The sequence below is a fragment of the Paracoccus rhizosphaerae genome (assembly GCF_026162645.1).
GTDB classification, from domain to species: Bacteria; Pseudomonadota; Alphaproteobacteria; order Rhodobacterales; family Rhodobacteraceae; genus Paracoccus; species Paracoccus rhizosphaerae.
In genome coordinates, this window is sequence record NZ_JAOTBE010000002.1 from 131,750 (window position 1) to 154,540 (window position 22,791).

The following is a 22,791-nucleotide window of genomic DNA, read 5'->3' on the forward strand; positions in this document are numbered from 1 at the left end:
GATCGTCAGGGTGCCAGATTGAACTGGACGGCGGTGTCGGACGGCTACGGGGGCGGGTGACCTCTCCGTTCAGCCCCGCCTCGTCCAGGTTGAGGCGCAGCTTGCGCCCCATCGGAATCGGCAGTGTCAGGCTGACCCGAGCGACGGCATGGGCCTGTCGCACATGGGTGACTAATCACGTCATGCCGGCCAAGACAAGCGGAAACTGAGAAACCTGCCCGCCCGCCGGTGTCATTTCGCCGCAATTCCGGGAATATCCGCCGCCACGACGCGATCGCGGCCGTCCAGATCCTTCAGGACACGCGTTTCCGCACCGCTCGCGCGGAAGATGGCGACAACATCATCGGCCTGCGTCGCACCGATTTCGACCAGGACCGCCCCGCCGGGCGCCAGCAGTCCCCGCGCACCGGCCGCAATCGCACGATAGGCGCTCAGCCCGTCGGCCCCGTCCGTCAGCGCCGTCCGGGGCTCCCAGTCGCGCACGTCGGGCGACAGGCCGGCCATCTCGGCTGCGGCAATATAGGGCGGGTTCGACACGATCAGGTCGAACGCTCCGGTGATGCCCTGATACCAGTCGGCCTGCCGGAAGCGCGCGTTGACCCCCACCTGCCGCGCATTGAAGCGTGCCACCTGCAGCGCGGCCTCCGAAATGTCGGTCCCGGTCCCAGTCGCCCCCGGCCGTGCCGCAAGAAGCGAGATCAGGATCGCCCCCGTCCCCGTTCCCAAGTCCAGAACGCTGCGCCAGGGCCGCATCAACGCGGCCTCGACCAGGGCCTCCGTTTCGGGCCGCGGGTCCAGCGTGTCGCGCGTGACCTTGAAGCGATGCGCCCAGAAATCGCGAAAGCCCACGATCTGCGCGACGGGCTGGTTCATCGCTCGGGCCGCAATGCCCCGATGGAACCGTCCGGCCTCCTCCCCGGTCAGCGCGCGATCGTCGGTAATGCGCAGCTGGCCGGGCTCGATCCCCAGAGCCGCCGCCAGGATGCGGTCCGCATCGCGCGAGGCGCCGTCGATCCCGGCCGCGCGCAGCAGGGCCGCCCCCTCGGCCTGGGCCTGCCACAGCATCATGGCGCCACCGCAAGCCGCGCGGCCTGATCATGCGCCGTCAGCGCGTCGATGATCTCGATCAGATCGCCCGCCATGATCCGGTCCAGCGCATAGAGCGTCAGGTTGATGCGATGATCCGTCATGCGGCCCTGCGGAAAATTATAGGTTCGGATGCGCTCGCTGCGGTCGCCGCTGCCGACTTGGCTCTTGCGGTCGGCGGCCCGCTCGGCATCCGCCGCCGCGCGTTGCATGTCGTAAAGCCGCGCCCGCAGCACAGCCATCGCGTTGGCGCGGTTCTGGTGCTGGGACTTCTCGCTGCTGGTCACCACGATGCCTGTCGGCAGGTGAGTGATCCGCACGGCCGAATCTGTGGTGTTCACATGCTGGCCGCCTGCCCCGCTGGCACGCATCGTGTCGATGCGGATGTCGCCCGCGGGAATGTCGATCTCGGCATCCTCGGCCGCCTCCGGCAGGACGGCCACGGTGGCGGCGCTGGTATGGATGCGGCCGCCGGATTCCGTCTCGGGGACGCGCTGGACGCGGTGGACGCCCGACTCGTATTTCAGCCGCGCAAAGACGCCCTCGCCCTCGATCCGCGCAATGGCCTCCTTGACGCCCCCCAACTCGGTCTGGGTCAGCTCCAGCAACTGAAAGCTCCACCCCTGTGCCTCGGCGTGCCGGCGGTACATCGACAGCAGATCTCCCGCGAACAGGGCGGCCTCGTCCCCCCCAGTGCCCGGGCGGATCTCCAGGATCGCAGGACGCGCATCGGCCGCATCCTTGGGCAGCATGGCGATCCGCAGCGCCTGCTCCAGCGCAGGCATCTCATCCTCCAGCCGCCGCAACTCGTCCTCGGCCAGCGCCCGCATCTCGGGGTCGTCCAGCATCGCCCGCGCCTCGGCCAGCCCGGCCTGGGCGGCGCGCCAATGGCCGACCGTCTCGACCACCGGCTTCAGTTCGGCGTATTCGCGGCTGATCCTGGTGATCTGGTCCGGCGCAACCCCGGCATTCAGCTGCGCCTCGAGAAACTCGAACCGCTGGACGATCTGGCTCAGGCGATCTTCTGGCAACATCACCGCGCCATACCCCCGGCCCCGCCCCGGAACAAGCCACCCGCCGGCTTCTTCTTTGCCAAAATACCCTCGGGGGGTCCGGGGGGCGAAGCGCCCCCGGCCGTCGCAGGACGCAACTCAGCCACGCCGGTTCCAGCCGAGCAGCGCGATCAGCTCGACCGCTACATGGGCCCCCGCGATCGCGGTCGCTCCCGTCGGGTCATAGGGGGGAGAGACCTCGACCACGTCGCCGCCGATCAGGTCGATCCCCGCCAGCCCGCGCAGCAGCGCCGCCGCCTGCCAGCTGGCCAACCCGCCCCAGACCGGCGTTCCCGTGCCGGGCGCGAAGGCCGGGTCCAGCGCATCGATGTCGAAGGTCACATAGACCGGGCGGTCGCCGATGACTTCGCGCACCCGCGCCAGCGTCGCCGCGACCCCGTCGCGGTGGACCGAGGCCGCATCCAGGATGCTCACCCCCAGGGTGTCCGGATTGTCGGTCCTGATGCCGATCGATACGCTTGCCGCCGGATCGACGATCCCCTGCCGGATTGCCTTGTAGAGGAACGTGCCGTGATCGATCCGGTCGGGATCGTCGTCGGCCCAGGTGTCGGAATGGGCATCGAACTGGATCAGCGCCACCGGCCCGCGCCGCGCCGCCACCGCCCGCAGGATCGGCAGCGTGATCGAATGATCGCCCCCCAGCGTGATTGGGGCCGCACCGGCATCCATGATCGCGCCGATATGCGCCTCGATCCGCCCCGGCACGCCGCGCGTGTCGGCATAATCGAAGGCCATGTCGCCATAATCGATCACGTCCAGCACGGACAGCGGGTCATAACCCCAGCCATAGGGCGCGTCGAAGGCCTGCAGGGCCGATGCCTCGCGGATCGCCCGCGGACCGAACCGCGTGCCCGGCCGGTGCGTGACGGCTTGGTCGAAGGGTACGCCGGTCACCGCCACATCGACCCCGGCCAGGTCCTTGGTGTATCGCCGGCGCAGAAAGCTGGTCGCGCCGCCGAAGGCGTTCTCGAAGGACAGCCCGCGCAGGTCCCGCCTTGTGAAGGCCTGATCCACCTGAGTCTTCGCGTCTTCCAGCGCCATGCCGGCCCCCCTTGTTGCGGCGACAGACTGCCCGCGGCTTCCAGCCACCGCAAGGCCCCACGCGCCGCCGCCACCCCGAATCAGGTTGCATCCCCAGGAATTGCTGCTATGGAACGCCATCCTTCCGCCTGCTTCTTGTTTCAACGGCGCAGCCTCTCGTGACGGGTGCGGAAGGGACGGCCCGTCGATGAAATGCGCACCATATCGAAAGGATCGCCATGTCTCTCTATGAGCATGTGCTGATCGCCCGCCAGGACCTGTCGAACACGCAGGCCGAAGGGCTGATCGAACACTTCTCGACCATCCTCGCCGACAACGGCGGCAAGGTCGTCGACCACGAATACTGGGGTGTCCGCACCCTCGCCTACAAGATCAACAAGAACCGCAAGGGCCACTATGCCTTTCTGCGCTCGGACGCGCCCTCGGCCGCCGTGCAGGAGATGGAGCGCCTGGCCCGCCTTCATGACGACGTCATGCGCGTGATGACCATCCGCGTGGACGAGCATCAGGAAGGCCCCTCGGTCCAGATGCAGAAGCGCGAAGAGCGTGGCGACCGCGGCGATCGTCCGCGTGGCGACCGTGATCGTGGCGACCGCGGTGATCGCGGTGACCGGGGCGGCGACCGCGGCGAACGCCGCGAGCGGAACTGAGAGGATCTGAACCATGGCGAACAAACCGTTCTTCCGCCGCCGCAAGGTCTGCCCGTTCTCGGGCGATAATGCGCCCGCGATCGACTACAAGGACACGCGCCTGCTGCAGCGTTACATCTCGGAACGCGGCAAGATCGTGCCCTCGCGCATCACCGCCGTTTCGGCCAAGAAGCAGCGCGAGCTGGCCCGTGCGATCAAGCGCGCCCGCTTCCTCGCCCTGCTGCCCTATGTCGTGAAGTAAGGAGACCTGAAAGATGCAAGTCATCCTGCTGGAACGCGTGGCCAAGCTGGGCCAGATGGGCGACGTCGTGAACGTCAAGCAAGGCTACGCCCGCAACTTCCTGCTGCCGCAGGGCAAGGCGCTGCGCGCCTCGGACGCGAACATCAAGTCGTTCGAGACCCGCAAGGTCCAACTGGAAACCCAGAACGCCGAATCGAAGGCCGAGGCCCAGAAGGTCGCCGAAAAGCTGGACGGCCAGACCTTCGTGGTCATCCGTTCGGCATCCGATTCGGGCGCGCTCTACGGCTCGGTCACCACGCGTGACGCCGCCGATGCCGCGACCGAGGCCGGCTTCACCGTCGACCGCAAGCAGGTCGTCCTGCGCGCGCCGATCAAGGATCTGGGCCTGCATGACGTCACCGTCGTGCTGCACCCCGAAGTCGAGGCGACGATCACCATGAACGTCGCCCGCTCGAACGAAGAAGCCGAGCTGCAGGCGCAGGGCAAGTCCATCCAGGATCTGGCCGCGGAAGCCGATGCCGAAGCCGAATTCGAGATCGCCGAGTTGTTCGACGACATCGGCGGCGCCTCGGACGACGAGGGCGACGACCGCAACTGATCCCAACCTTTCGGGATCAGGGGATATTTGCCGCGCCGGGAAACCGGCGCGGTTTTTCATTCGTTCATCTGAAAACCGTACATGCGGGACAGATTCGACGACATGGACCTGATGATTGGAACTGCCGATGCCGGGCCGATTTGCCTGCCAGAAAGGGACGTGGGGATGACAGACGCGCTCAGCCGGATGCTGTCCGCGCGCGACGTCGTTCTGGCGGATGGCGCCACGGGCACGGCACTGTTCAACATGGGCCTGGATGGAAGCACCCCGCCAGAGCTTTGGAACCTCAGCCATCCCGACCGGATTGCCGCCCTGCACCGCAGCGCCATCGAGGCCGGGTCGGACCTGTTCCTTACGAACAGTTTCAGCGCCAATGCCAGCCGTCTGCGCCTGCACGGTGCCGCCGACCGCGTGACCGAACTGAACCGCGCCGCCGCCGGCATCGGCCGCGACCAGGCCGACCGCGCCGGCAGGCCTGTCGTCGTCGCGGGCAGCATCGGCCCGATCGGAGAGATCATGGCCCCCGTCGGGGGCCTGACCCATGCCCGCGCGGTCGAGATGTTCCACGAACAGGCCGAGGCGCTGCGCGACGGCGGCGCGGACATCCTCTGGGTTGAGACCCTCTCCTCGATCGAGGAGCTGCGGGCCGCGGCCGAGGCCGCCCGCCTGACCGGCATGGCCTGGTGCGGCAGCCTCAGCTTCGACACGGCAGGCCGCACGATCATGGGCGCGACGCCCATCCAGCTTTCCGCCGCGGTCGAACGCCTGCCGAACCCGCCCGTCGCCTATGGCGCCAATTGCGGGGTCGGGGTGCCGGACCTGCTGCGGACCGTGGCAAGCTTCATGGCCTCGGGGAACGAGCGTCCGATCATCGCCAAGGGCAATGCCGGGGTCCCGCACCTGAAGGACGGGCACATCCATTATGATGGCACTCCTCAGCTGATGGCCGACTATGCCTGCCTGGCCCGTGACATGGGCGTTCGAGTGATCGGCGGCTGCTGCGGCACCATGCCCGACCATCTGCGCGCCATGCACGAGGCGCTTGAGACGCGGCCGAGAGGCCTTCGTCCCACGCTGGAGCAGATCACCGCGCGTCTTGGGGCCTTCAGCAGCGCCGATAGCGGCGACGGGCTGACGATCGGGCGGCGGCACTAGAATAGCGACAGCTGGTCCCCGGCGCGCGGCGGCGGCCCGAAACGAGAGCAGTCCAGCGCCGGGCTGCCCTCTCGATATCCCAGCCGCCTGCGCGCCAGACGGAAACGCTGCAGCGCCAGTTGCGCTTCGATGCCTTCGCCCCTGAAGCGGTGTCCGAAGCGCGGATCGTTGTCGCGCCCGCCGCGCATCGCCTGCACCCGGTTCATGACATGTGCCGCCATGCCGGGCCGGTGCCGCTCCAGCCAGTCGCGGAACAGCGGCGCGACCTCATGGGGCAGCCGCAGCGGGATCATGCTGGCGGTGGTGGCGCCCGCCTCGGCCGCGGCGGCCAGCAGGCGCTCGATCTCGGGCTCGGTCAGGACGGGGATGACTGGGGCGATCATCACGCGCACCGGCACGCCCGCGCGCGACAGTTCGCGGATCATCCGCAGCCGGGTGGCGGGCGCCGGCGCGCGCGGCTCCAGCGCCCGCGCCAGGTCCGCATCCAGCGTCGTCAGGCTGACGCCGACCGCCGCCTGGTCGCGCGCGGCCATCTCGGCCCACAGGTCCAGGTCGCGCAACACCATCTGGCCCCGCGTCACCAGCGTCACAGGATGGTTCCAGTCGCGCAGCACCCGCAGGATGCCAGGCATGATCGCCAGCTTCGCCTCGACCGGCTGATAGGGGTCGGTATTCGTCCCCAGCGCGATCGGCGCCGGCCGATAGGATGGCCGCCCCAATTCCCGCTCCAGCAGCTCCGCCGCCTCGGGTTTGGCAATGATCCGCGTTTCAAAATCCAGGCCGGGCGACAGGCCAAAATAGGCGTGGCTGGGCCGGGCATAGCAATAGATGCACCCATGCTCGCAGCCGCGATAGGGGTTGATCGACCGGTCAAAGCTGATGTCGGGCGAGGTGTTGCGGGTGATGATGCTGCGTGGCCTCTCTGTCGTCACCTCGGTCCGCAGCAGGTCCTGTTCCTCGGGGATATCCCAGCCGTCGCTTTCGCGGATGCGGTGCTTGGATTCGAAGCGTCCTTCGGGCCGGGTATCGGCACCTCGGGCCTTCAGGCGCTGGTCGGGATTGCGGGGCGGCAGCATGGGTGCATCATAGAACACATGGCGAACATGTGCCAAGTCCGATCGCGGCTTGATGTTTCGTCAGCCGGCTCACATCTTTGGGCAAGGCAAGCACAGGATCCGCCATGAACGATTACACACCGCCCAAGGTCTGGACCGCCGGCAAGGAAAATGGTGGCAAGTTCGCCAGCATCAACAAGCCCACCGCCGGCGCGCAGTATGAACGGGATCTGCCGGTCGGCAAGCACCCGCTGCAGCTTTATTCACTGGCCACGCCGAACGGCCAGAAAGTGACCATCATGCTCGAGGAACTGCTCGAGGCAGGCCACGACGCCGAATACGACGCTTGGCTGATCCGCATCGGCGATGGCGATCAGTTCGGCAGCGGCTTTGTTGCGGTCAATCCGAACAGCAAGATCCCGGCCCTGATGGACCATTCGACCAACCCGCCGCAGCGGGTCTTCGAGTCCGGATCGATCCTGCTTTACCTGGCCGAGAAATTTGGCGCGTTCCTGCCGAAGGACCCCGCCTCCAGGACCGAGACGCTGAACTGGCTGTTCTGGCAGATGGGCGCTGGACCCTATCTGGGCGGCGGCTTCGGCCACTTCTATGCTTATGCCCCCGAAAAGATCGAATACGCGATCGACCGCTTCACGATGGAGGTCAAGCGCCAACTTGACCTGCTGGACAAGCGCTTGGCCGAGGCACGCTTCATCGCAGGCGAGGATTATACCATCGCCGACATGGCAATCTGGCCTTGGTACGGTCGCCTGATCACCGGCGGCGCCTATGGCGACGCGGCGACCTTCCTTGATGCGGCAAGCTACAAGAACCTGCACCGCTGGCAGGACGAGGTCGCATCGCGACCGGCCGTGCAACGGGGCATCATGGTCAACAATGTGTCCGGCGATCCGGAAAAGCAGCTGCACGAACGCCACGAAGCGTCGGATTTCCTAACGAAGACCCAGGACAAGCTGCAGGCATGAGAAAGGGGGGCGTTGCCCCCCGTCCTTCGGACTCCCCCAGGGTATTTGCACAAAAGAGAACAACTTCTTCTTTGCCGAAATACCCCACGGGGGTCCGGGGGTGTGAAACCCCCGGTACGGCGTCCGATCAGTTGCGGGCGCGGTCTACCATCTTGCCCTTGCTGATCCAGGGCATCATCTCCCGCAGCTTGGCGCCCACCTGTTCAATCTGGTGCTCGTCGTTGATGCGGCGGGTGGCCTTGAACGAAGGCTGGCCAACGGCGTTTTCCTGCATGAAATCGCGCACGAACTTGCCCGACTGGATGTCGCGCAGGACCGCCTTCATGCGGGCCTTCGTCTCGTCGTAGGGCAGGATGCGCGGGCCGGACACGTATTCGCCGTATTCAGCCGTGTTCGAGATCGAGTAGTTCATGTTCGCGATGCCGCCCTCGTAGATTAGGTCGACGATCAGCTTCACCTCGTGCAGGCATTCGAAATAGGCCATCTCGGGCTCGTAGCCGGCCTCGACGAGGGTCTCGAAGCCCATGCGGATCAGCTCGACCAGGCCGCCGCACAGCACAGCCTGCTCGCCGAAGAGGTCGGTTTCGCACTCTTCGCGGAAGTTCGTCTCGATGATGCCCGAACGGCCGCCGCCAATAGCCGAGCAGTAGGAAAGGCCGATATCCATCGCCTTGCCCGATGCGTCCTGGTGGACCGCGACCAGGCAAGGCACGCCGCCACCCTTGACGTATTCGCCGCGGACCGTGTGGCCGGGGCCCTTGGGCGCCATCATGATGACGTCGACACCGGGCTTCGGTTCGATCAGGCCGAAATGGACGTTGAGGCCGTGGGCGAAGGCGATGGCCGAGCCTTCGCGCAGGTTGTCGTGGACATATTTCTTGTAGGTCTCGGCCTGCAACTCGTCCGGCATGGTGAACATGATGACGTCGCACCAGGCGGCCGCTTCGGCAATGCCCATCACCTTCAGGCCTTCGCCCTCGGCCTTCTTGGCCGACGCGCTGCCCTCGCGCAGGGCGACGACGACGTTCTTGGCGCCCGAATCGCGCAGGTTCAGGGCATGAGCATGGCCTTGGCTGCCATAGCCGAGGATCGCGACCTTCTTGTCCTTGATCAGGTTCACGTCGCAATCGCGGTCGTAGTAGACGCGCATAGGGGTATCCTTCCGATATGATGCCACAATTCTACCGGTTGGCGGCACGAGGTCACCGCGCAATCCGGATTGGATTGGCAGCCTTTACGAAAAGATCATTCTCAGTTAGCGGTGTTTTCATGAATTTCATGCCTGACAGCACCGATCGACGCATTCTCCGGCAGCTTCTGGCCGAACCCGAGGCGACGAATACACTTCTGGCCGAACGATCCGGCGTCACGGCTGCCAGCTTCTGGCGGCGGCTGGAGCGGATGCGGGAAGCGGGAGTGCTGAAGGGCGTGCAGGCGCGGATCGACTGGCGTGCGATGGGTTGGGCGGTCGAGGTCAGCCTGCGGTTCACGCTCGACAAGACCAACCCGCGCGCCTTCGACGAATTCCTGGCGGCCCTGCGCAAGGTCCCCGAAGTGATCGAGATCCAGTCCTTCCTGGGCAGCGTGGACTGGCGCGCCTCGGTCATCGCGCGGGACATGGCGCATTGGCAGCAGGTCTATCGTGACCGCATCCTGACGCTGCCGCATATCTCGGACCTCGATGCGCTGATGCTGGTCGCCACCATCAAGGACAGCGCGGAGCTGCCGCTGTGATCGATCTGGATGCGACCGACCTGGCAATCCTGCGGCTGTTGGCGCAGGACGCGACTCGCAGCGCCGCCGAGATCGGCCGGGCCATAGGTATCGGGCAGCCCGCGGCTTGGCGACGCGTGAAGCGGCTGACTGACCAGGGCGTGATCGCGGGGCGCCGCGTGGTGCTGGACCAGGCCGCCTTGGGTTTCGGCGTGACGGTCTTCCTGGGCATCAAGCTGGCCGCCAAGGGCCGCACAGGGCTGGAGGATTTCGAGCGAGCCGTGACCGCCATCCCCGAGGTGCAGCTGGTCCAGCACGTGCTGGGCCAATTCGACTATCGCCTGCGGATCACGGCGCGCGACATCAGCGACTTCGAACGCATCCTGCGCCGCCGGATTATGACCCTACCGGGCGTCGGACAGGTCGAGGCGAACGTCATGCTGTCCGAGGAACGCCGCCCCGGCCCCCTCGGCTAGGCCTGCCGTTCGCGGTGCCAGACGTAAAGCCCTGCCGACAGGATGATCGCCGTGCCGACCCAGGTCCAGCCGTCCGGCAGGTCGCCAAAGACGAGCCAGCCAATCACGGTCGCGCCGACGATCTCGAGGTATTGCAGGGGGGCCAGCATGCTGGCCTCGGCCAGCGAAAAGGCCTGCGTGATCATCAGGAAGGTCACCGCCGCCAACGCGCCTGCGCCGACGATCGCGAACTGCGCCCAAGACGGGGCGTGCATCAGGTTCGCCGGCGTTCGGCCCAAGGCCCACGCCCCCGCCAGCGCCGCCAGCCCCAGGACCGCCGCGCAGGCGGCCGCGCCGATCTGCAGGCTCAATGCCGACTGGCGCCGGGTGGCGCTGCGCATCACCACCACGTTGAGCGCATAGAGCAGCGCCGCCAGCACCGGCATCAGCGTCACCGGCCCGTAGACGGCGAAGTTCGGACGGATCACGACCAAAGCACCGACCAGCCCCAGGCCCACAGCGGCCAGCCGGCGGGGGCCTGGCACCTCGCCCAGAAGCGGGCCTGCCAGCAGCGTCAGCAGCAGAGGCTCTAGGAAGAAGATCGCGATGGCCGTTGCGATCGGCATGTGCTGGAAGGCCGAGATCAGGCAGAACGACACACCGATCAGGCAGACCCCCGACAGGACCGCCGCCCGCGTCACCAGCGGCCCGCCCAGGCGGCGGCGCAGGACCAGCGCCACCGGCACGAACCACAGCGCCTGCGCCGTGGCGCGCCAGACCGTCACCTCGAATGGCGGTGCGACCGCGGTCAGAGCCTTGGTGATGGCGTCGCCCATCGGCAGAAGCAGCATGGCCAGCGCCATGACGCCCATGCCGAGGCCGGGATGATCCCGTGGCGTCACGCCGGAATCAGTCGGGAATGACGCGAACCGCGCCCCTGGCGGCACTGGTGGTCATGGCCGCATAGGCCCGCAGCGCCGTCGAGACCTTGCGCTGACGGGGCTTGGCGGGCTTCCAGCCCTGCGCATCCTGCTTTTCGCGGCGCGCGGCCAGGGTGGCGTCGTCCACGACCAGCTCGATCCTGCGGTTCGGGATGTCGATGCGGATCAGGTCGCCCTGTTCCACCAAGCCGATCGTCCCACCCTCGGCCGCCTCGGGCGAGACATGGCCGATCGACAGCCCCGAAGAGCCACCCGAAAAACGTCCGTCCGTCACCAGCGCGCAGGCCTTCCCCAGCCCCTTCGACTTCAGGTAGCTGGTCGGATACAGCATCTCCTGCATGCCCGGCCCGCCGCGCGGCCCCTCATAGCGAATCAGCACGACCTCTCCGGGCTTGACCTTGCCGGTCAGGATGGCGCTGACGCTGTCGTCCTGGCTTTCGAAGATATGAGCCGGGCCTTCGAAGGTCAGGATCGATTCGTCGACGCCGGCGGTCTTCACGATGCAGCCGTCCTCGGCCAGATTACCGTAAAGCACCGCCAAGCCGCCGTCCTTGCTGAAGGCATGCTCGGCACTGCGGATCACGCCTGATTCGCGGTCCAGATCCACGCTGTCATAGCGGCGGTCCTGCGAGAACGCCGTCTGCGTCGGCACGCCGCCAGGCGCCGCACGATAGAAGTCGTGGACGGACGCGGCCTCGGTCCGCGACACGTCCCACCGATCCAGCGCCTGCGCCAGCGTGCCGGAATGGACGCTGCCCACGGTCGTGTCCAGCAGCCCCGCCCGATCCAGCTGGCCCAGGATCGCCATGATGCCGCCGGCGCGGTGCACGTCCTCCATGTGGACGTCGGACTTGGCGGGCGCGACCTTGCACAGGACCGGCACCTTGCGCGACAGCCGGTCGATGTCGGACATGGTGAAGTCAATCTCGGCCTCGTGGGCCGCGGCCAGCAGGTGCAGGACCGTGTTGGTGGACCCGCCCATGGCAATGTCCAGCGTCATCGCGTTCTCGAAGGCGGCGAAGCTGGCGACGTTGCGCGGCAGCACGCTGGTATCATCGCCCTCGTAATAGCGCCGCGCAAGGTCAACGACCAGGTGCCCCGCCTCGACGAACAGGCGCTTGCGGTCGGCATGGGTGGCCAGGGTGGATCCGTTGCCGGGCAGCGACAGGCCAAGCGCCTCGGTCAGACAGTTCATCGAGTTGGCCGTGAACATGCCCGAGCACGACCCGCAGGTCGGACAAGCCGACCGCTCGATCGCCTGAACATCGGCGTCAGAGACCGAATCATCGGCCGCCGCGACCATCGCATCGACCAGGTCCAGGGCCTTCACCTTGCCGTCCTGCAGGACGACCTTGCCCGCCTCCATCGGTCCGCCCGACACGAAGACGGTGGGGATGTTCAGCCGCAGCGAGGCCATCAGCATGCCCGGCGTGATCTTGTCGCAGTTGCTGATGCAGACCATCGCGTCGGCGCAATGGGCGTTGACCATATATTCGACCGAATCAGCGATGACCTCGCGCGATGGCAGCGAATAGAGCATCCCGTCATGGCCCATCGCGATGCCGTCATCGACGGCAATCGTGTTGAATTCCTTGGCGATCCCGCCGGCCGCCTCGACCTCCCGCGCGACCAGCTGGCCCAAGTCCTTCAGGTGGACATGGCCCGGCACGAACTGGGTGAAGCTGTTGACGATGGCGATGATCGGCTTGCCGAAGTCGCTGTCCTTCACGCCCGTCGCGCGCCACAGACCGCGCGCGCCGGCCATGTTGCGACCGTGGGTGGTTGTGCGGGAACGATAGGCGGGCATGGCTGATCTCCTTTGGCTGAAACTGCGTTTAACACCACGCGCATCGAAAGGAAATTGCCCCTGCGACGGGCCGGCGTCGGTTTCATGTCGTCCAAGAGCAGGAACGCCCGCGGGGGGTCCGGGGGGCGCAGCGCCCCCGGCCGTGGCGGGACGCACTTCCGCACCCGCGGTTATGATGCCAGCTTCATCGTCACGATCCCTGCGACGATCAGCCCCGCAGCCAGCAGCCGAAGCGGCGTGACCGGCTCTCCCAAAATGGTAATGCCAACCAGGAAGCCTCCGACGGCTCCGATCCCGGTCCAGACGGTATAGGCCGTTCCCAAGGGCAGGCTGCGCATCGCCAGCGCCAGCAACCAGAATGAACCGATCATGCCGACCACCATGATCGCAGTGGGCCCGATCCGGGTGAAGCCTTGCGACTGTTTCATCGCAAGCGCCCAGACCACTTCCAGCAGTCCGGCGACGGAAATAAGAAACCAGGGCATCGACAACCTCGCCTGTCCGTCCGGGTCGTCCCGGAAATGATGCCGTCTCGGCCGAGGTCGTCCTCAGCGACAGATCTAGGACGCGCAACCCCCTGGATCAAGCGCTACCGGCATGGGCTGTGACAAAACCGCGCGAAACTGGGGAGGAACCCGCGCAGGCTGCGGGACATTGACTCTCGCAGGCTTCCCAAGCGCCACCGCCACCCCCATACTGGTGGCAGGAGAAGGAGAGACCCATGCCGCTGACCCATTTCCTTATGCTCATCTGCGCCGTGGTCGTGGGCGCCGCGCTGACGCTCTGGGCCGGTGTTGCGGCGGGCCTGCCGGTCGTCACCATCCTCCTCCTGGCGCTCAGCGCTGCGCTCCTGGTCCATCTGGGCCACCGCGACGGGCACGATCACTGATCCGGGTCAGCTTTCCAGCTCGGCATCCCAATAGAGGAAATCCATCCAGCTATCGTGCAAGTGGTTTGGCGGGAATCGCCGCCCGACGGCGTGCATCTCCTCTACCGACGGCTGGCGGGGCGGCTTGCGCAGATGCATGCCGGAATGGCGCAGGCTGCGGTTCGCCTTCCTCAGGTTGCAGGGCGAACAGGCGGCAACGACATTTTCCCAGCTAGTCACCCCGCCGCGCGACCGCGGCACGACATGGTCGAAGGTCAGATCGCCCTTGGCGCCGCAGTATTGGCAGCAGAATTCGTCGCGCAGAAAAAGATTGAAGCGCGTGAAGGCCACGCGCTTCTGAGGTCTGACGAAATCCTTGAGGACAACGACCGAAGGGATCCGGAAGGCCTGCCTCTGACTTCGCACCTCGTGGTCGTATTCGGCGATGATCGACACGCGGTCCAGAAAGACGGCCTTGATCGCCTCCTGCCAAGGCCAAAGGGACAGCGGATAATAGCTCAGCGGCCGGTAATCAGCATTCAGGACCAGCGCCGGATAGTGGCGCAAGTTCGCGGGCTCGCGCACGAACTGGGTCCTGAAGTCGGTCTGATGATGGTCGTCCAGCATAGCGCCTTCCCCGTCTGCCCCGTGGGGTTGACCGGGGCGCCCGTCTCATCCGTCAACCAGACTATATATCGCGTCGGCCGTCTGGCAAGCCCCCGTATCTATCCGGGGTCATTCCAAGGGGGTAACAGCCCGCCGTGACAGCAGCATGACGACCAACGCTCGCGGCCTGAAACGCCCGCGGGGCCCGTCAGGGCCCCGCCACCGCCGACCCCTTTGGGGTCGGCAAACTCCTCCGACGCTTTGGCACAAGGCCGGGGGCGATCAGGCCTCCAGACGCTCGCGCAGAAAGGCCAGCGCCACGGACAGCCCGTCAGGAGAAATCCCGTGCCCGGTCCCCTCCATGACATGGCCATAGACGGTGAAGCCTGCCTCTTGCAGCGCCTGTCCTGCCAGGCCCATGTCCTCGAACGGCACCATCTGGTCCTGATCGCCGTGGATCAGAAGCACCGGCGGCTTCACATTCGCCTCGGTCGCCAGCAGCTGCGGCTCCAGCAGCCGGCCGGAGAATCCAACGACGCCCGCCACGGCCCGGTCCCGCCGCGGCGCCACATGCAGCGCCATCATCGTCCCCTGCGAGAACCCGACCAGCACCACCCGGTCAGGGGCCAGGCCCTCGTCCGCCAGCACCCGGTCCAGAAAGTCGTTCAGCAGGCCGAAGGACCGCATCGCGCTGGACCGAGCGTCCGCTTCCGACGATCCGTCCAGCCAGGGGATCGGAAACCACTGATAGCCCATCGGATTGTTGCGGCAGGGCTCAGGCGCGTTCGGCGCATAGAAGGCCGTGTCCGGCAGATGCGGCGTCAGCGGCTCGGCCAACCCCAGCAGATCGTTGCCGTCCGCGCCATAGCCATGCAGGAAGACGACGACCGAGGATGCCTTGGCGGGACCTTTGCGGTCGGATGTCAGCTGTTCGGTCATGTCACTCCCTCGCGTCCCTTGGACCACCGGTAATAGGACCACAGCCCCCGCGCCGCAACCGCGCGCCAGGGGCTCCAGGGCAGCGCCAGCTCGCGCAGCGCCGCCGGGCCGGGGCGTGCCGGCAGGTCGTACATCATCCGCGCCGCCTCCTGCAGCGCCAGATCCCCCGCGGCGAACACATCTGCGCGCCCCAGTGCGAACTTCAGATAGATCTCGGCCGTCCAGACGCCGATGCCGGGCAGCGCGACCAGCTGCGCGATGGCCTGGTCATCGGGCAGATTTCGCAGACCCTCCCAATCCAGCCGCGCCTCGGCAATGCCGCGCAGATAGCGCGCCTTGGGTCGCGACAGGCCCGCCGCACGCAATTCGTCGTCGCTGGCCCCGCGCAGCGCCGCCTCGTCGGTCAGCCCCGCCGCCTCCAGCCGCGCCCAGATGGCCGCCGCCGCCGCGACCGAGACCTGCTGACCGACGATTGCCTGCGCCATGGCCGCAAACCCGTCGGCCTGTCGCCGCAGCGGCAGAGGCTCCAGGTTCGGCAGCACCCGCGCCCAGACCAGGCAAACCGCCGCCAGATGGGCGCAGCCCTCGGCGAGATCGTCCTCGGTCAGGATCAGGCGGCGCTCAGCCACCCGCCTGCGCCTCGAGCTTCAGCCGCGTCTCCCACGCCATCGAGATGTGCTGCCGCAGCGCCTTGTCCGCCGCCGCCCCGTCGCCCGCCGCGATGGCGTCGACGATGCGCGCGTGTTCGGCCAGCGCCGTCTCGCTCCGCCCCTCGGCCGCAAGCGACGTCCGCGCCATCAGCGCCATGGTCCTGTGCACCAGGTCCAGCTGCTGGACCAGATAGCGGTTGTGAGATGCCAGATGGATCTGCCGATGGAACCGCTTGTTCGTCCGTGCCAGAACCTCGGGGTCGCCCTTGGCGCGACGGTCCTCCTCGACCATCTGCGCCAGGACGCGCACCTCCTCGGGGGTGGCGTGGCGGGCAGCCAGCCGGCCAGCCAGCGCCTCAAGCTCGGCCCGCACGGTATAGAGCTCGGCCAGCTGGTTGTGGTCCAGAGAGGCGACGATCAGGCTGCGCCCGTCGCGCACCAGCATCGCCTGCGTCTCCAGCCGCTGCAGCGCCTCACGCACGGGGGTGCGGCTGACGCCGAACCGCTCGGCCAGTTCGGATTCAACCAGCCGGTCGCCGGGGCGATAGGTGCCGCCCTCGATGGCGGTCAGGATCAGGGAATAAGCGTCCTTCATGGCCGCACGATTGGCCGCGCCGCGCCGAATTGCAAGCGCGGGCGGCCCGCGCTAAGCCCCACCCATGGATTTCTCTCATGTTCGCGTCTGGATCTTCGATCTGGACAATACCCTCTACCCGCCCGAGGCACAGCTGTTCGCGCAGATCGAGACGCGGATGACCGCCTGGATGATGCGCCTGCTGGGCGTGCCGCAGGACCATGCCGACCGGCTGCGGGCCGAATACTGGCGGCTGCACGGCACGACGCTGGCGGGGCTGATGGCCGAACATGCGATCAACCCGCAGGCCTATCTGGCAGATGTCCACGACATCGACTTCTCGGTTCTCGATCCCGCACCGGATCTGGCGCGCGCCATTGCGGCCCTGCCCGGCCGGCGGATCGTCCACACGAACGGCGACGCCGCCTATGCCCGCCGCGTGCTGGCCGCCCGCGGGCTTCAGGACCTCTTCGACGCGGTCTACGGCATCGAGGAAACGGGCTTCCTTCCAAAGCCCGTGCCCGAGGCCTTCGCCCGCGTCATTGCGGCATCGGGCATCGACCCCCGCCAGGCCGCCTTCTTCGAGGACGACCCCCGCAACCTCCAGGTTCCCCATGACCTTGGAATGCGCACGGTGCTGGTGGGTTCGGGCCGCCATGGCCCCGACGCGCTGCAGGGTGATCCCGGCGCGCATGTGCATTACCATACCGACGACCTGACTGCGTTCCTGTGCCGCATCGCACCGCAGCTTCAGCCGAACTAAGGTCAGGGCGAACGCGCGCCACATCGAACCGGATCACCATCATGAACCATACCGCGCCCTCCCGCCCCGTCTTCCACCTGCTGGTGATCGCGCTTCTTGCAGTCGCCGTGCTGGCCGTCGCCATCGTCGCGCATTTCGGACTGGCCGTCCTGGGCATCCTGGGGCTGGTCCTGACGCTGGCGGTCTTCGCCGTCATGCTGGCCTTCACCGCGGGGAACTGAAGCCGCCACTTCCCCCGGCCTGCGGCAGGGGGCATGGTGGCGCCAAAGCGAAAGGCTGCACCATGACCGATCTCCGCGACATCGACATCCTGATCTCGGGCGGCGGCATCGCCGGGATGATTGCCGCCACCGCATTCGGATCGCGGGGCTTCTCGACCGTCTGCGTCGACCCAGCCCCCCCCGTCACCGAAGAGACCGCCGACGGCGCCGACCTGCGGTCGACCGCGTTCCTGACGCCGTCGGTCAAGCTGCTGGATCGGATCGGCCTCTGGCCACGGCTGGCGCCGCACGCAACGGCTCTGCAGATCATGCGGATCGTCGATGCCGGCGGTGCCGATCCCATACCGCGCCTGACCCGAGACTTCGACGCGTCCGAGATCGGCGACCAGCCTTTTGGCTGGAACCTGCCCAACTGGCTTCTGCGGCGCGAAATCTCGGCCCAGCTGGACAGCCTGCCGAATGTCAGCTTCCTCTCGGGCACCGGGACGGCGGCCGTCCTGGCGCGAGACGAAGGCGCGATCGTGACCCTGACCGACGGCAGCCGCCTGCGGACGCGGCTGCTGATCGGCGCCGATGGCCGAAATTCGCCGGTCCGGCAGGCCTTGGGGATCGGGGTACGCACCTTCCGCTATGGTCAGAAGGCGCTGGCCTTCGCCGTCACCCATGACCAGCCCCACCACAACGTCTCGACCGAGGTGCACCGCTCCGGCGGCCCCTTCACGCTGGTCCCCCTGCCGGACCGCGACGGGAAGCATTCCTCGGCGGTGGTCTGGATGGAGAACGGCCGCGAAACGTCGCGCCTGCGCAGCCTGCCCCCCGACGCGTTCGAGGCGGAACTGAACGCCCGCTCGGCCGGCGTTCTGGGCCACCTGACACTGGCGACGCAGCTGACCGAATGGCCGATCATCAGCCAGATCGCCGATCGTTTCACCGGCCCCCGCACCGCCCTCATCGCCGAAGCCGCCCACGTCCTGCCACCCATCGGCGCGCAGGGCCTGAACATGAGCCTCGCCGATCTGGGCGCCCTTCTGGACCTCAGCGCCACCGATCCCGGCGGCCGGACATCGCTTGCCCGCTACGAACGCACCCGCCGCCCCGAAGCCTATGCACGGCTTCTGGGCATCGACGCGCTGAACCGTGCCAGCCAGACCGGACTGCGCCCGCTGCGCGACCTGCGGGCAGCGGCGCTCGGCGGCCTCTACGGCATCGCGCCGGTGCGCCGCCTGCTGATGCGCACGGGTCTCGGCCTCGACTAGGCTGCTTTGGTCCTGAACATAGAATCGCCGCAGGCGATGGGGGGCAACGCGCCCGGCCCGCGTCAGATCAGCCCGGCATGCTCCAGCGCCGCATCGATCAGCCGCCGAGTGGGTTCGGTCAGAGGGGTCAGCGGCAGGCGCACCCGCTCGTGGCACAGCCCCAGCCGCGACATCGCATATTTGGCCCCGACCAGCCCCGGCTCGACGAAGATCGCCAGGTGCAGGGGCATCAGCCGGTCCTGCAGCTTTAACGCCTCGGCATAGTCGCCGCGCAGCGTCGCCTCTTGGAACTGGGCGCACAGCTTCGGCGCCACGTTCGCCGTCACGCTGATGCAGCCCACGCCGCCATGGGCGTTGAAGCCAAGCGCCGTCGCGTCCTCTCCGGACAGCTGCACGAAATCGGCACCACAAGTCATGCGCTGACAGCTGACCCGCTCCAACCGCCCGGTCGCGTCCTTGACGCCGATGATCGACGGGATCTGCGCCAGAACGCCCATCGTCTCGGGCATCATGTCGACGACCGAGCGGCCGGGAATGTTGTAGATGATGATTGGCAGATCGCAGGCATCGGTCAGCGCGGTGTAATGCGCGATCAGTCCGGCCTGCGTCGGCTTGTTGTAATAGGGCGTCACCACCAGCGCCGCGTCGGCGCCGACGCTGGCCGCGTGCTTCAGAAGCCCGATCCCTTCCCGCGTCGAGTTCGACCCCGCGCCGGCGATCACCGGAATGCGGCCATTCACCGCACGCACGACCTCCTCGATGACGGTGCGATGCTCATCATGGGTCAGGGTGGGGCTTTCGCCGGTGGTGCCGACCGGCACCAGCCCGTGCGTCCCCTGGTCCACATGCCATTCGACCAGCTTCTTGAGCGTGTCCAGATCCAGCTCGCCGTCCTGGTCGAACGGCGTGACGAGGGCTGGCAGGGACCCTTTGAACATGACACGCTCCTTGGTGAATTCTGGCATAAGATGCAATTCTGCGGCCCCTCCCTAGCGCCGGGCGGGGAACTTGCCAAGGTTGTGAATTGCGTCCGTCGGCCATGACGATGACACAGGGTGGTGATGCGACTTCTGCGCGACATGCTGACCGCGGGCCTTCTGCTGGCCCTTCCCCTTGCAACCCCCGCGCGGGCCGAGGATCCTGGCGCCATGGCTTTGGCCCTGGCCGCCACCGACGTGCAGGACTGGGTGACCGCCCGCGACGCCGCCCGCCGCGCCGGTCCCCTGGCCGAGGCTCTGGTCGGCTGGAACGCCCTTCGCGCGGGATTTGGCGACTTCGCCGACTACGCCGCCTTTTTGCGTGAAAACCCGGACTGGCCCGGCCTCGACCTGCTGATCCGCCAGGGAGAGGCGAAGCTGCAGCCGGGCGCCGACGCCGATGACCTGCGCCTGTGGTTCGACGGGCGCGCGCCGTCCACCGTGGCGGCACTGGAGGCATGGACCGCAGTTCTGCCCGACTCCGATGCGCAGGCCGCGCGCGCGGCGTTCTTCACCGCCCGTCCGATGCCCGTCGAAGACGAGGCCGCGCTCCTGTCCGCGCATCCCGAACTGGCCGCACTGATTCCCGCGCGAGTTTCTGCCATGCTCGACGCCGGCGAATGGGCCGAGGCCGAGCGCCTGCTGCCGCGGCTGCCCGAGCCCGATCGCGCCCTGCCCGCCGCCCGCATCGCGCTGCAGGCCGGTCGTGCCGGGGTGGACGATCTGATTCTGGCGCTGCCGGACGAAAGCCGCGCCGATCCGGGCCTGACCATGGACCGCTTTCTTTGGCGCGTCCGCGCCAAGCAGCATGACGGCGCACAGGCGCTGATGCTTGAGGCCTCGACCGATGCCCGCGCGCTGCGCGATCCGGCCCAGTGGGCGCAGATGCGGGTCGATTACGCGCGGCTTGCGATGCGCAGCGGCGACTGGTCCCGTGCCCTGAAGCTGGCGCATCCGCATTTTCTGCCGCGTGACAATCACCACTACAGCGATCTGGAATGGCTGGCCGGCTTCGCGGCGTTGAAGACCGGCGATCCGGCCCGCGCACTGGAGCACCTCCTGCACCTGGAAACCGTCGTTGGCAGCGCGATCAGCAAGGCCCGTGCCCATTATTGGCAGGGCCGCGCGCATGAGGCGCTTGGCGATCCCAATGCGGCCCGAGCGGCCTATGACGCCGCGGCCGCCTATCCGGGTGTCTACTACGGGCAGCTGGCGATGGAAAAGACCGGCGCCGCCCTGCCCGCCGACTATGCCCGCCCGGATCCGGCCATCGAGACGCTGCCAGACTGGCGCGGCAGCGCGCTGCGCGAGAACGAGATCTTCCGCGCCGGGCTGTGGCTGATCGCCAGCGGGCGGCGCGACGACGCGCAGCGGTTCTTCCTGCACCTGGCCGAAACCGCCGCGCCCGAGGACATCGCCCGCATGTCGCGGCTGATGTTCGAATCGGGTGCCCCCTGGCACGGCCTTCGGCTGGCCAAGTATTCGGCCAACCAAGGCGTCGTCTGGCCCGTCGCGCAATTCCCGCTGACCGGGCTTGAGCGCGAGGATCTGGGCCCGCCGCCCGAACTGGTCATGGCCATCGCCCGTCAGGAATCGGAATTCAACCATACCGCCAGCAGCCCGGTGGGCGCGCAGGGGCTGATGCAGGTCATGGCCGGCACGGCTGAGCAGGTGACCCGGCAGATCGGCCTGCCCTACGATCTGGGCCGCCTGTCCAGCGACGCCAGCTATAACGCGCGGATCGGGTCGCAATACCTGACCGGGCTGGCCGACCGCTTCGGGCCTTCGGTGGCGCTGATCGCCTCGGGCTATAATGCCGGGCCGGGGCGTCCGGCCCGCTGGCTGGGCGATTTCGGCGACCTGCGCCGCGATGCCGACCCGATCGACTGGGTCGAGCTGATTCCCTTCGACGAGACGCGCAACTATGTCATGCGCGTGGCCGAGGCGCTGCCGATCTATCGCTCCCGCATCCACGGGGCGCCGGCGCCAGTGGTGACCCGGTGGGACCTGTCGGGCGGTGGCCAGGTGCCGCCGCCCGAGGCGCGCCTGACGCTGGCGCTGTCGGCCAAGCCGCAGCCCAAGCCCTTCATCGGCCCGCGCCTGCCTGACGGTTGGTTCAACGCGACCGCCGCCGCTGTCGCCACAGAGTGAAGATGCCCGCCCCCACCACGATTGCGCCGCCGACGACCACGTTGGGCCGCAGCGTTTCGGAAAAGAGCCAGACGCCCAGGATGCTGACCCAGACCAGCTGCGTATAAGCGAAGGGCTGCAGGGCCGAGGCTTCGGCCAGTTCATAGGCGCGGATCATCAGGTAATGCGACGACATCCCGCAGACGCACAGACATGCCATCCAGATCCAGTCCACCGGCGCCAGCAACTGCCAGTCCCAGATGCCCACCAATGTGATCGCCATTGCGCCCGAGATCCCGGTCCAGAAGAAGCTGACCATCGCCGGATCGTCGCGCGACACGTGCCGCGTCAGAAGCCCATAAAGCGCGAACATCAGTGCCGCCCCGAACGGCAGCAGCGCGGCCGTGGTGACGACCCCGCCGCCCGGGTTCAGGATCACCAGGATGCCCAGGAACCCGATGCCGATGGCGGTCCAGCGGCGCCAGCCGACCTTTTCGCCCAGGATGGGACCCGACAGTGCCGCCACCAGCAGCGGATAGACAGCAAAGACCGCATGAGTCTCGATCAGGCCCAAGCGTATGAAGGCCTCGACCATCAACAGCACCTCGAGCGCAAGGATCGCACCACGTGCGATCTGCGTCAGGGGCCGTTTCGTGCGGATCGCCCGGCGCAGGCCGCCCTGCTGTCGCGACACCAGCGCGATGACGAACAGCGCGAAAACCCAATACCTGATCATCACGATCAGGACCGGGGGATAGGCCTCGCCCAGCATGCGTGAAAAGACATCTTGCAGGGCGAAGATGAAGCTGACCACGCACATCATCAGGATCGCCAACCCGGTGCGGTCGCGCAGAGGCACGGGCGCGTTCGGAGTCATCGGCGGTGCCGAGACGGCCGCAGAGGCGGCATAGGGCGGATGGGGCTGGTCGTCGGGCATGGGGGGCCTGTCTCTGGTGCCCCCTGTTGCGCCTTGCCCGTGGCAAGGTCAAGCGGCCGGGCTGCATGA

General features: G+C 67.5%; 26 protein-coding genes. 12 read left to right on the forward strand and 14 right to left on the reverse strand.

From position 1 onward, the window contains the following. Positions 1-231: 231 nt before the first annotated feature. From prmC to speB, 3 genes are all read right to left on the reverse strand, one after another. On the reverse strand, positions 232-1,068 hold the full coding sequence (gene prmC / locus OC184_RS01775) for a peptide chain release factor N(5)-glutamine methyltransferase (RefSeq protein ID WP_265505461.1): 837 nt from the start codon (positions 1,066-1,068) through the stop codon (positions 232-234). Continuing rightward, a complete protein-coding gene (prfA, locus tag OC184_RS01780; protein WP_265505462.1) occupies positions 1,065-2,120 on the reverse strand; it encodes a peptide chain release factor 1 in 1,056 nt (351 codons plus the stop codon). The genes prmC and prfA overlap by 4 nt, the downstream gene beginning before the upstream one ends. 117 nt (positions 2,121-2,237) lie before the next feature. Then, positions 2,238-3,200, reverse strand: a complete 963-nt coding sequence (speB, locus tag OC184_RS01785; RefSeq protein ID WP_265505463.1) for an agmatinase — start codon at positions 3,198-3,200, stop codon at positions 2,238-2,240. A gap of 218 nt (positions 3,201-3,418) precedes the next feature. On the opposite strand from speB, the gene rpsF reads away from it, so the two are divergent. The 4 genes from rpsF to bmt all read left to right on the forward strand — a co-directional run bounded on the left by rpsF (position 3,419) and on the right by bmt (position 5,844). Next, positions 3,419-3,850 (forward strand): 30S ribosomal protein S6, encoded by a 432-nt coding sequence (gene rpsF / locus OC184_RS01790; protein ID WP_265505464.1) that lies wholly within the window; start codon positions 3,419-3,421, stop codon positions 3,848-3,850. 13 nt (positions 3,851-3,863) lie between these two features. Continuing rightward, the gene (rpsR, locus tag OC184_RS01795; protein WP_042247758.1) at positions 3,864-4,091 is read left to right on the forward strand and encodes a 30S ribosomal protein S18; all 228 of its coding nucleotides are present in this window, start codon (positions 3,864-3,866) and stop codon (positions 4,089-4,091) included. Between the two features lie 13 nt (positions 4,092-4,104). After that, positions 4,105-4,689, forward strand: coding sequence for a 50S ribosomal protein L9 (gene rplI / locus OC184_RS01800; RefSeq protein WP_265505465.1), 585 nt, complete (start codon positions 4,105-4,107; stop codon positions 4,687-4,689). 165 nt (positions 4,690-4,854) lie between these two features. Then, complete coding sequence (bmt, locus tag OC184_RS01805; RefSeq protein WP_265505466.1) at positions 4,855-5,844, forward strand: betaine--homocysteine S-methyltransferase; 990 nt, start codon at positions 4,855-4,857, stop codon at positions 5,842-5,844. On the opposite strand, the gene OC184_RS01810 is transcribed toward bmt, so the two are convergent. After that, positions 5,841-6,920, reverse strand: coding sequence for a PA0069 family radical SAM protein (locus OC184_RS01810; protein ID WP_265505467.1), 1,080 nt, complete (start codon positions 6,918-6,920; stop codon positions 5,841-5,843). The two genes, bmt and OC184_RS01810, sit on opposite strands and share 4 nt — an antisense overlap. 104 nt (positions 6,921-7,024) lie before the next feature. On the opposite strand from OC184_RS01810, the gene yghU reads away from it, so the two are divergent. Beyond that, the gene (yghU, locus tag OC184_RS01815; RefSeq protein ID WP_265505468.1) at positions 7,025-7,885 is read left to right on the forward strand and encodes a glutathione-dependent disulfide-bond oxidoreductase; all 861 of its coding nucleotides are present in this window, start codon (positions 7,025-7,027) and stop codon (positions 7,883-7,885) included. A gap of 127 nt (positions 7,886-8,012) precedes the next feature. On the opposite strand, the gene ilvC is transcribed toward yghU, so the two are convergent. Further along, positions 8,013-9,035: a ketol-acid reductoisomerase gene (ilvC, locus tag OC184_RS01820; protein WP_265505469.1), complete on the reverse strand. Its 1,023-nt coding sequence runs from the start codon at positions 9,033-9,035 to the stop codon at positions 8,013-8,015. 128 nt (positions 9,036-9,163) lie between these two features. On the opposite strand from ilvC, the gene OC184_RS01825 reads away from it, so the two are divergent. Beyond that, positions 9,164-9,619, forward strand: a complete 456-nt coding sequence (locus tag OC184_RS01825; protein ID WP_265505470.1) for an Lrp/AsnC family transcriptional regulator — start codon at positions 9,164-9,166, stop codon at positions 9,617-9,619. Continuing rightward, a complete protein-coding gene (locus tag OC184_RS01830) occupies positions 9,616-10,074 on the forward strand; it encodes an Lrp/AsnC family transcriptional regulator (protein WP_265505471.1) in 459 nt (152 codons plus the stop codon). The genes OC184_RS01825 and OC184_RS01830 overlap by 4 nt, the downstream gene beginning before the upstream one ends. On the opposite strand, the gene OC184_RS01835 is transcribed toward OC184_RS01830, so the two are convergent. From OC184_RS01835 to OC184_RS01845, 3 genes are all read right to left on the reverse strand, one after another. Continuing rightward, on the reverse strand, positions 10,071-10,955 hold the full coding sequence (locus tag OC184_RS01835; RefSeq protein WP_265505472.1) for a DMT family transporter: 885 nt from the start codon (positions 10,953-10,955) through the stop codon (positions 10,071-10,073). The two genes, OC184_RS01830 and OC184_RS01835, sit on opposite strands and share 4 nt — an antisense overlap. 7 nt (positions 10,956-10,962) lie before the next feature. Beyond that, positions 10,963-12,801 (reverse strand): dihydroxy-acid dehydratase, encoded by a 1,839-nt coding sequence (gene ilvD / locus OC184_RS01840; RefSeq protein ID WP_265505473.1) that lies wholly within the window; start codon positions 12,799-12,801, stop codon positions 10,963-10,965. Positions 12,802-12,971: 170 nt separating this feature from the next. Beyond that, the gene (locus OC184_RS01845) at positions 12,972-13,286 is read right to left on the reverse strand and encodes a DMT family transporter (RefSeq protein WP_265505474.1); all 315 of its coding nucleotides are present in this window, start codon (positions 13,284-13,286) and stop codon (positions 12,972-12,974) included. A gap of 236 nt (positions 13,287-13,522) precedes the next feature. On the opposite strand from OC184_RS01845, the gene OC184_RS01850 reads away from it, so the two are divergent. After that, positions 13,523-13,690: a hypothetical protein gene (locus OC184_RS01850; RefSeq protein ID WP_265505475.1), complete on the forward strand. Its 168-nt coding sequence runs from the start codon at positions 13,523-13,525 to the stop codon at positions 13,688-13,690. A 6-nt stretch (positions 13,691-13,696) separates the two neighbouring features. On the opposite strand, the gene OC184_RS01855 is transcribed toward OC184_RS01850, so the two are convergent. From OC184_RS01855 to OC184_RS01870, 4 genes are all read right to left on the reverse strand, one after another. Further along, on the reverse strand, positions 13,697-14,296 hold the full coding sequence (locus OC184_RS01855) for an HNH endonuclease (protein WP_265505476.1): 600 nt from the start codon (positions 14,294-14,296) through the stop codon (positions 13,697-13,699). Positions 14,297-14,557: 261 nt separating this feature from the next. Beyond that, a complete protein-coding gene (locus OC184_RS01860; protein ID WP_265505477.1) occupies positions 14,558-15,214 on the reverse strand; it encodes an alpha/beta hydrolase in 657 nt (218 codons plus the stop codon). Further along, positions 15,211-15,843 (reverse strand): DNA-3-methyladenine glycosylase family protein, encoded by a 633-nt coding sequence (locus OC184_RS01865; protein ID WP_265505478.1) that lies wholly within the window; start codon positions 15,841-15,843, stop codon positions 15,211-15,213. Before OC184_RS01865 ends, OC184_RS01860 begins: the two co-directional genes overlap by 4 nt. Continuing rightward, complete coding sequence (locus OC184_RS01870; protein WP_265505479.1) at positions 15,836-16,459, reverse strand: GntR family transcriptional regulator; 624 nt, start codon at positions 16,457-16,459, stop codon at positions 15,836-15,838. The genes OC184_RS01865 and OC184_RS01870 overlap by 8 nt, the downstream gene beginning before the upstream one ends. Before the next feature lie 64 nt (positions 16,460-16,523). Between OC184_RS01870 and OC184_RS01875 the strand changes: the two genes are divergently transcribed. The 3 genes from OC184_RS01875 to OC184_RS01885 all read left to right on the forward strand — a co-directional run bounded on the left by OC184_RS01875 (position 16,524) and on the right by OC184_RS01885 (position 18,678). Then, positions 16,524-17,201 carry a pyrimidine 5'-nucleotidase gene (locus OC184_RS01875; protein WP_265505480.1) on the forward strand — a complete coding sequence of 226 codons (678 nt, stop codon included), beginning with the start codon at positions 16,524-16,526 and terminating at the stop codon, positions 17,199-17,201. Between the two features lie 41 nt (positions 17,202-17,242). Next, positions 17,243-17,422 (forward strand): hypothetical protein, encoded by a 180-nt coding sequence (locus tag OC184_RS01880; RefSeq protein ID WP_265505481.1) that lies wholly within the window; start codon positions 17,243-17,245, stop codon positions 17,420-17,422. A 62-nt stretch (positions 17,423-17,484) separates the two neighbouring features. Continuing rightward, positions 17,485-18,678 (forward strand): UbiH/UbiF family hydroxylase, encoded by a 1,194-nt coding sequence (locus tag OC184_RS01885; RefSeq protein WP_265505482.1) that lies wholly within the window; start codon positions 17,485-17,487, stop codon positions 18,676-18,678. A gap of 62 nt (positions 18,679-18,740) precedes the next feature. On the opposite strand, the gene dapA is transcribed toward OC184_RS01885, so the two are convergent. Beyond that, positions 18,741-19,616, reverse strand: a complete 876-nt coding sequence (dapA, locus tag OC184_RS01890) for a 4-hydroxy-tetrahydrodipicolinate synthase (protein WP_265505483.1) — start codon at positions 19,614-19,616, stop codon at positions 18,741-18,743. A gap of 123 nt (positions 19,617-19,739) precedes the next feature. On the opposite strand from dapA, the gene OC184_RS01895 reads away from it, so the two are divergent. Further along, positions 19,740-21,806: a lytic transglycosylase domain-containing protein gene (locus OC184_RS01895; RefSeq protein WP_265505484.1), complete on the forward strand. Its 2,067-nt coding sequence runs from the start codon at positions 19,740-19,742 to the stop codon at positions 21,804-21,806. Here the strand turns inward: OC184_RS01895 and OC184_RS01900 are convergent. Continuing rightward, positions 21,772-22,722, reverse strand: coding sequence for a DMT family transporter (locus OC184_RS01900; protein ID WP_322630165.1), 951 nt, complete (start codon positions 22,720-22,722; stop codon positions 21,772-21,774). The genes OC184_RS01895 and OC184_RS01900 overlap by 35 nt on opposite strands. Positions 22,723-22,791 lie beyond the last annotated feature (69 nt).

Bases quoted from the DNA above. Each gene is read 5' to 3' on its own strand.
- OC184_RS01855 (WP_265505476.1), bottom strand. From the start codon at position 14,296: ATGCTGGACGACCATCATCAGACCGACTTCAGGACCCAGTTCGTGCGC.
- OC184_RS01880 (WP_265505481.1), top strand. From the start codon at position 17,243: ATGAACCATACCGCGCCCTCCCGCCCCGTCTTCCACCTGCTGGTGATC.
- prfA (WP_265505462.1), bottom strand. From the start codon at position 2,120: ATGTTGCCAGAAGATCGCCTGAGCCAGATCGTCCAGCGGTTCGAGTTT.
- OC184_RS01825 (WP_265505470.1), top strand. From the start codon at position 9,164: ATGCCTGACAGCACCGATCGACGCATTCTCCGGCAGCTTCTGGCCGAA.
- speB (WP_265505463.1), bottom strand. From the start codon at position 3,200: ATGGCGCTGGAAGACGCGAAGACTCAGGTGGATCAGGCCTTCACAAGG.
- OC184_RS01900 (WP_322630165.1), bottom strand. From the start codon at position 22,722: ATGCCCGACGACCAGCCCCATCCGCCCTATGCCGCCTCTGCGGCCGTC.
- OC184_RS01875 (WP_265505480.1), top strand. From the start codon at position 16,524: ATGGATTTCTCTCATGTTCGCGTCTGGATCTTCGATCTGGACAATACC.
- OC184_RS01895 (WP_265505484.1), top strand. From the start codon at position 19,740: ATGCGACTTCTGCGCGACATGCTGACCGCGGGCCTTCTGCTGGCCCTT.
- OC184_RS01870 (WP_265505479.1), bottom strand. From the start codon at position 16,459: ATGAAGGACGCTTATTCCCTGATCCTGACCGCCATCGAGGGCGGCACC.
- bmt (WP_265505466.1), top strand. From the start codon at position 4,855: ATGACAGACGCGCTCAGCCGGATGCTGTCCGCGCGCGACGTCGTTCTG.
- ilvC (WP_265505469.1), bottom strand. From the start codon at position 9,035: ATGCGCGTCTACTACGACCGCGATTGCGACGTGAACCTGATCAAGGAC.
- yghU (WP_265505468.1), top strand. From the start codon at position 7,025: ATGAACGATTACACACCGCCCAAGGTCTGGACCGCCGGCAAGGAAAAT.
- OC184_RS01850 (WP_265505475.1), top strand. From the start codon at position 13,523: ATGCCGCTGACCCATTTCCTTATGCTCATCTGCGCCGTGGTCGTGGGC.
- OC184_RS01810 (WP_265505467.1), bottom strand. From the start codon at position 6,920: ATGCTGCCGCCCCGCAATCCCGACCAGCGCCTGAAGGCCCGAGGTGCC.
- ilvD (WP_265505473.1), bottom strand. From the start codon at position 12,801: ATGCCCGCCTATCGTTCCCGCACAACCACCCACGGTCGCAACATGGCC.
- rpsF (WP_265505464.1), top strand. From the start codon at position 3,419: ATGTCTCTCTATGAGCATGTGCTGATCGCCCGCCAGGACCTGTCGAAC.
- OC184_RS01885 (WP_265505482.1), top strand. From the start codon at position 17,485: ATGACCGATCTCCGCGACATCGACATCCTGATCTCGGGCGGCGGCATC.
- OC184_RS01845 (WP_265505474.1), bottom strand. From the start codon at position 13,286: ATGCCCTGGTTTCTTATTTCCGTCGCCGGACTGCTGGAAGTGGTCTGG.
- OC184_RS01860 (WP_265505477.1), bottom strand. From the start codon at position 15,214: ATGACCGAACAGCTGACATCCGACCGCAAAGGTCCCGCCAAGGCATCC.
- prmC (WP_265505461.1), bottom strand. From the start codon at position 1,068: ATGATGCTGTGGCAGGCCCAGGCCGAGGGGGCGGCCCTGCTGCGCGCG.
- rpsR (WP_042247758.1), top strand. From the start codon at position 3,864: ATGGCGAACAAACCGTTCTTCCGCCGCCGCAAGGTCTGCCCGTTCTCG.
- rplI (WP_265505465.1), top strand. From the start codon at position 4,105: ATGCAAGTCATCCTGCTGGAACGCGTGGCCAAGCTGGGCCAGATGGGC.
- dapA (WP_265505483.1), bottom strand. From the start codon at position 19,616: ATGTTCAAAGGGTCCCTGCCAGCCCTCGTCACGCCGTTCGACCAGGAC.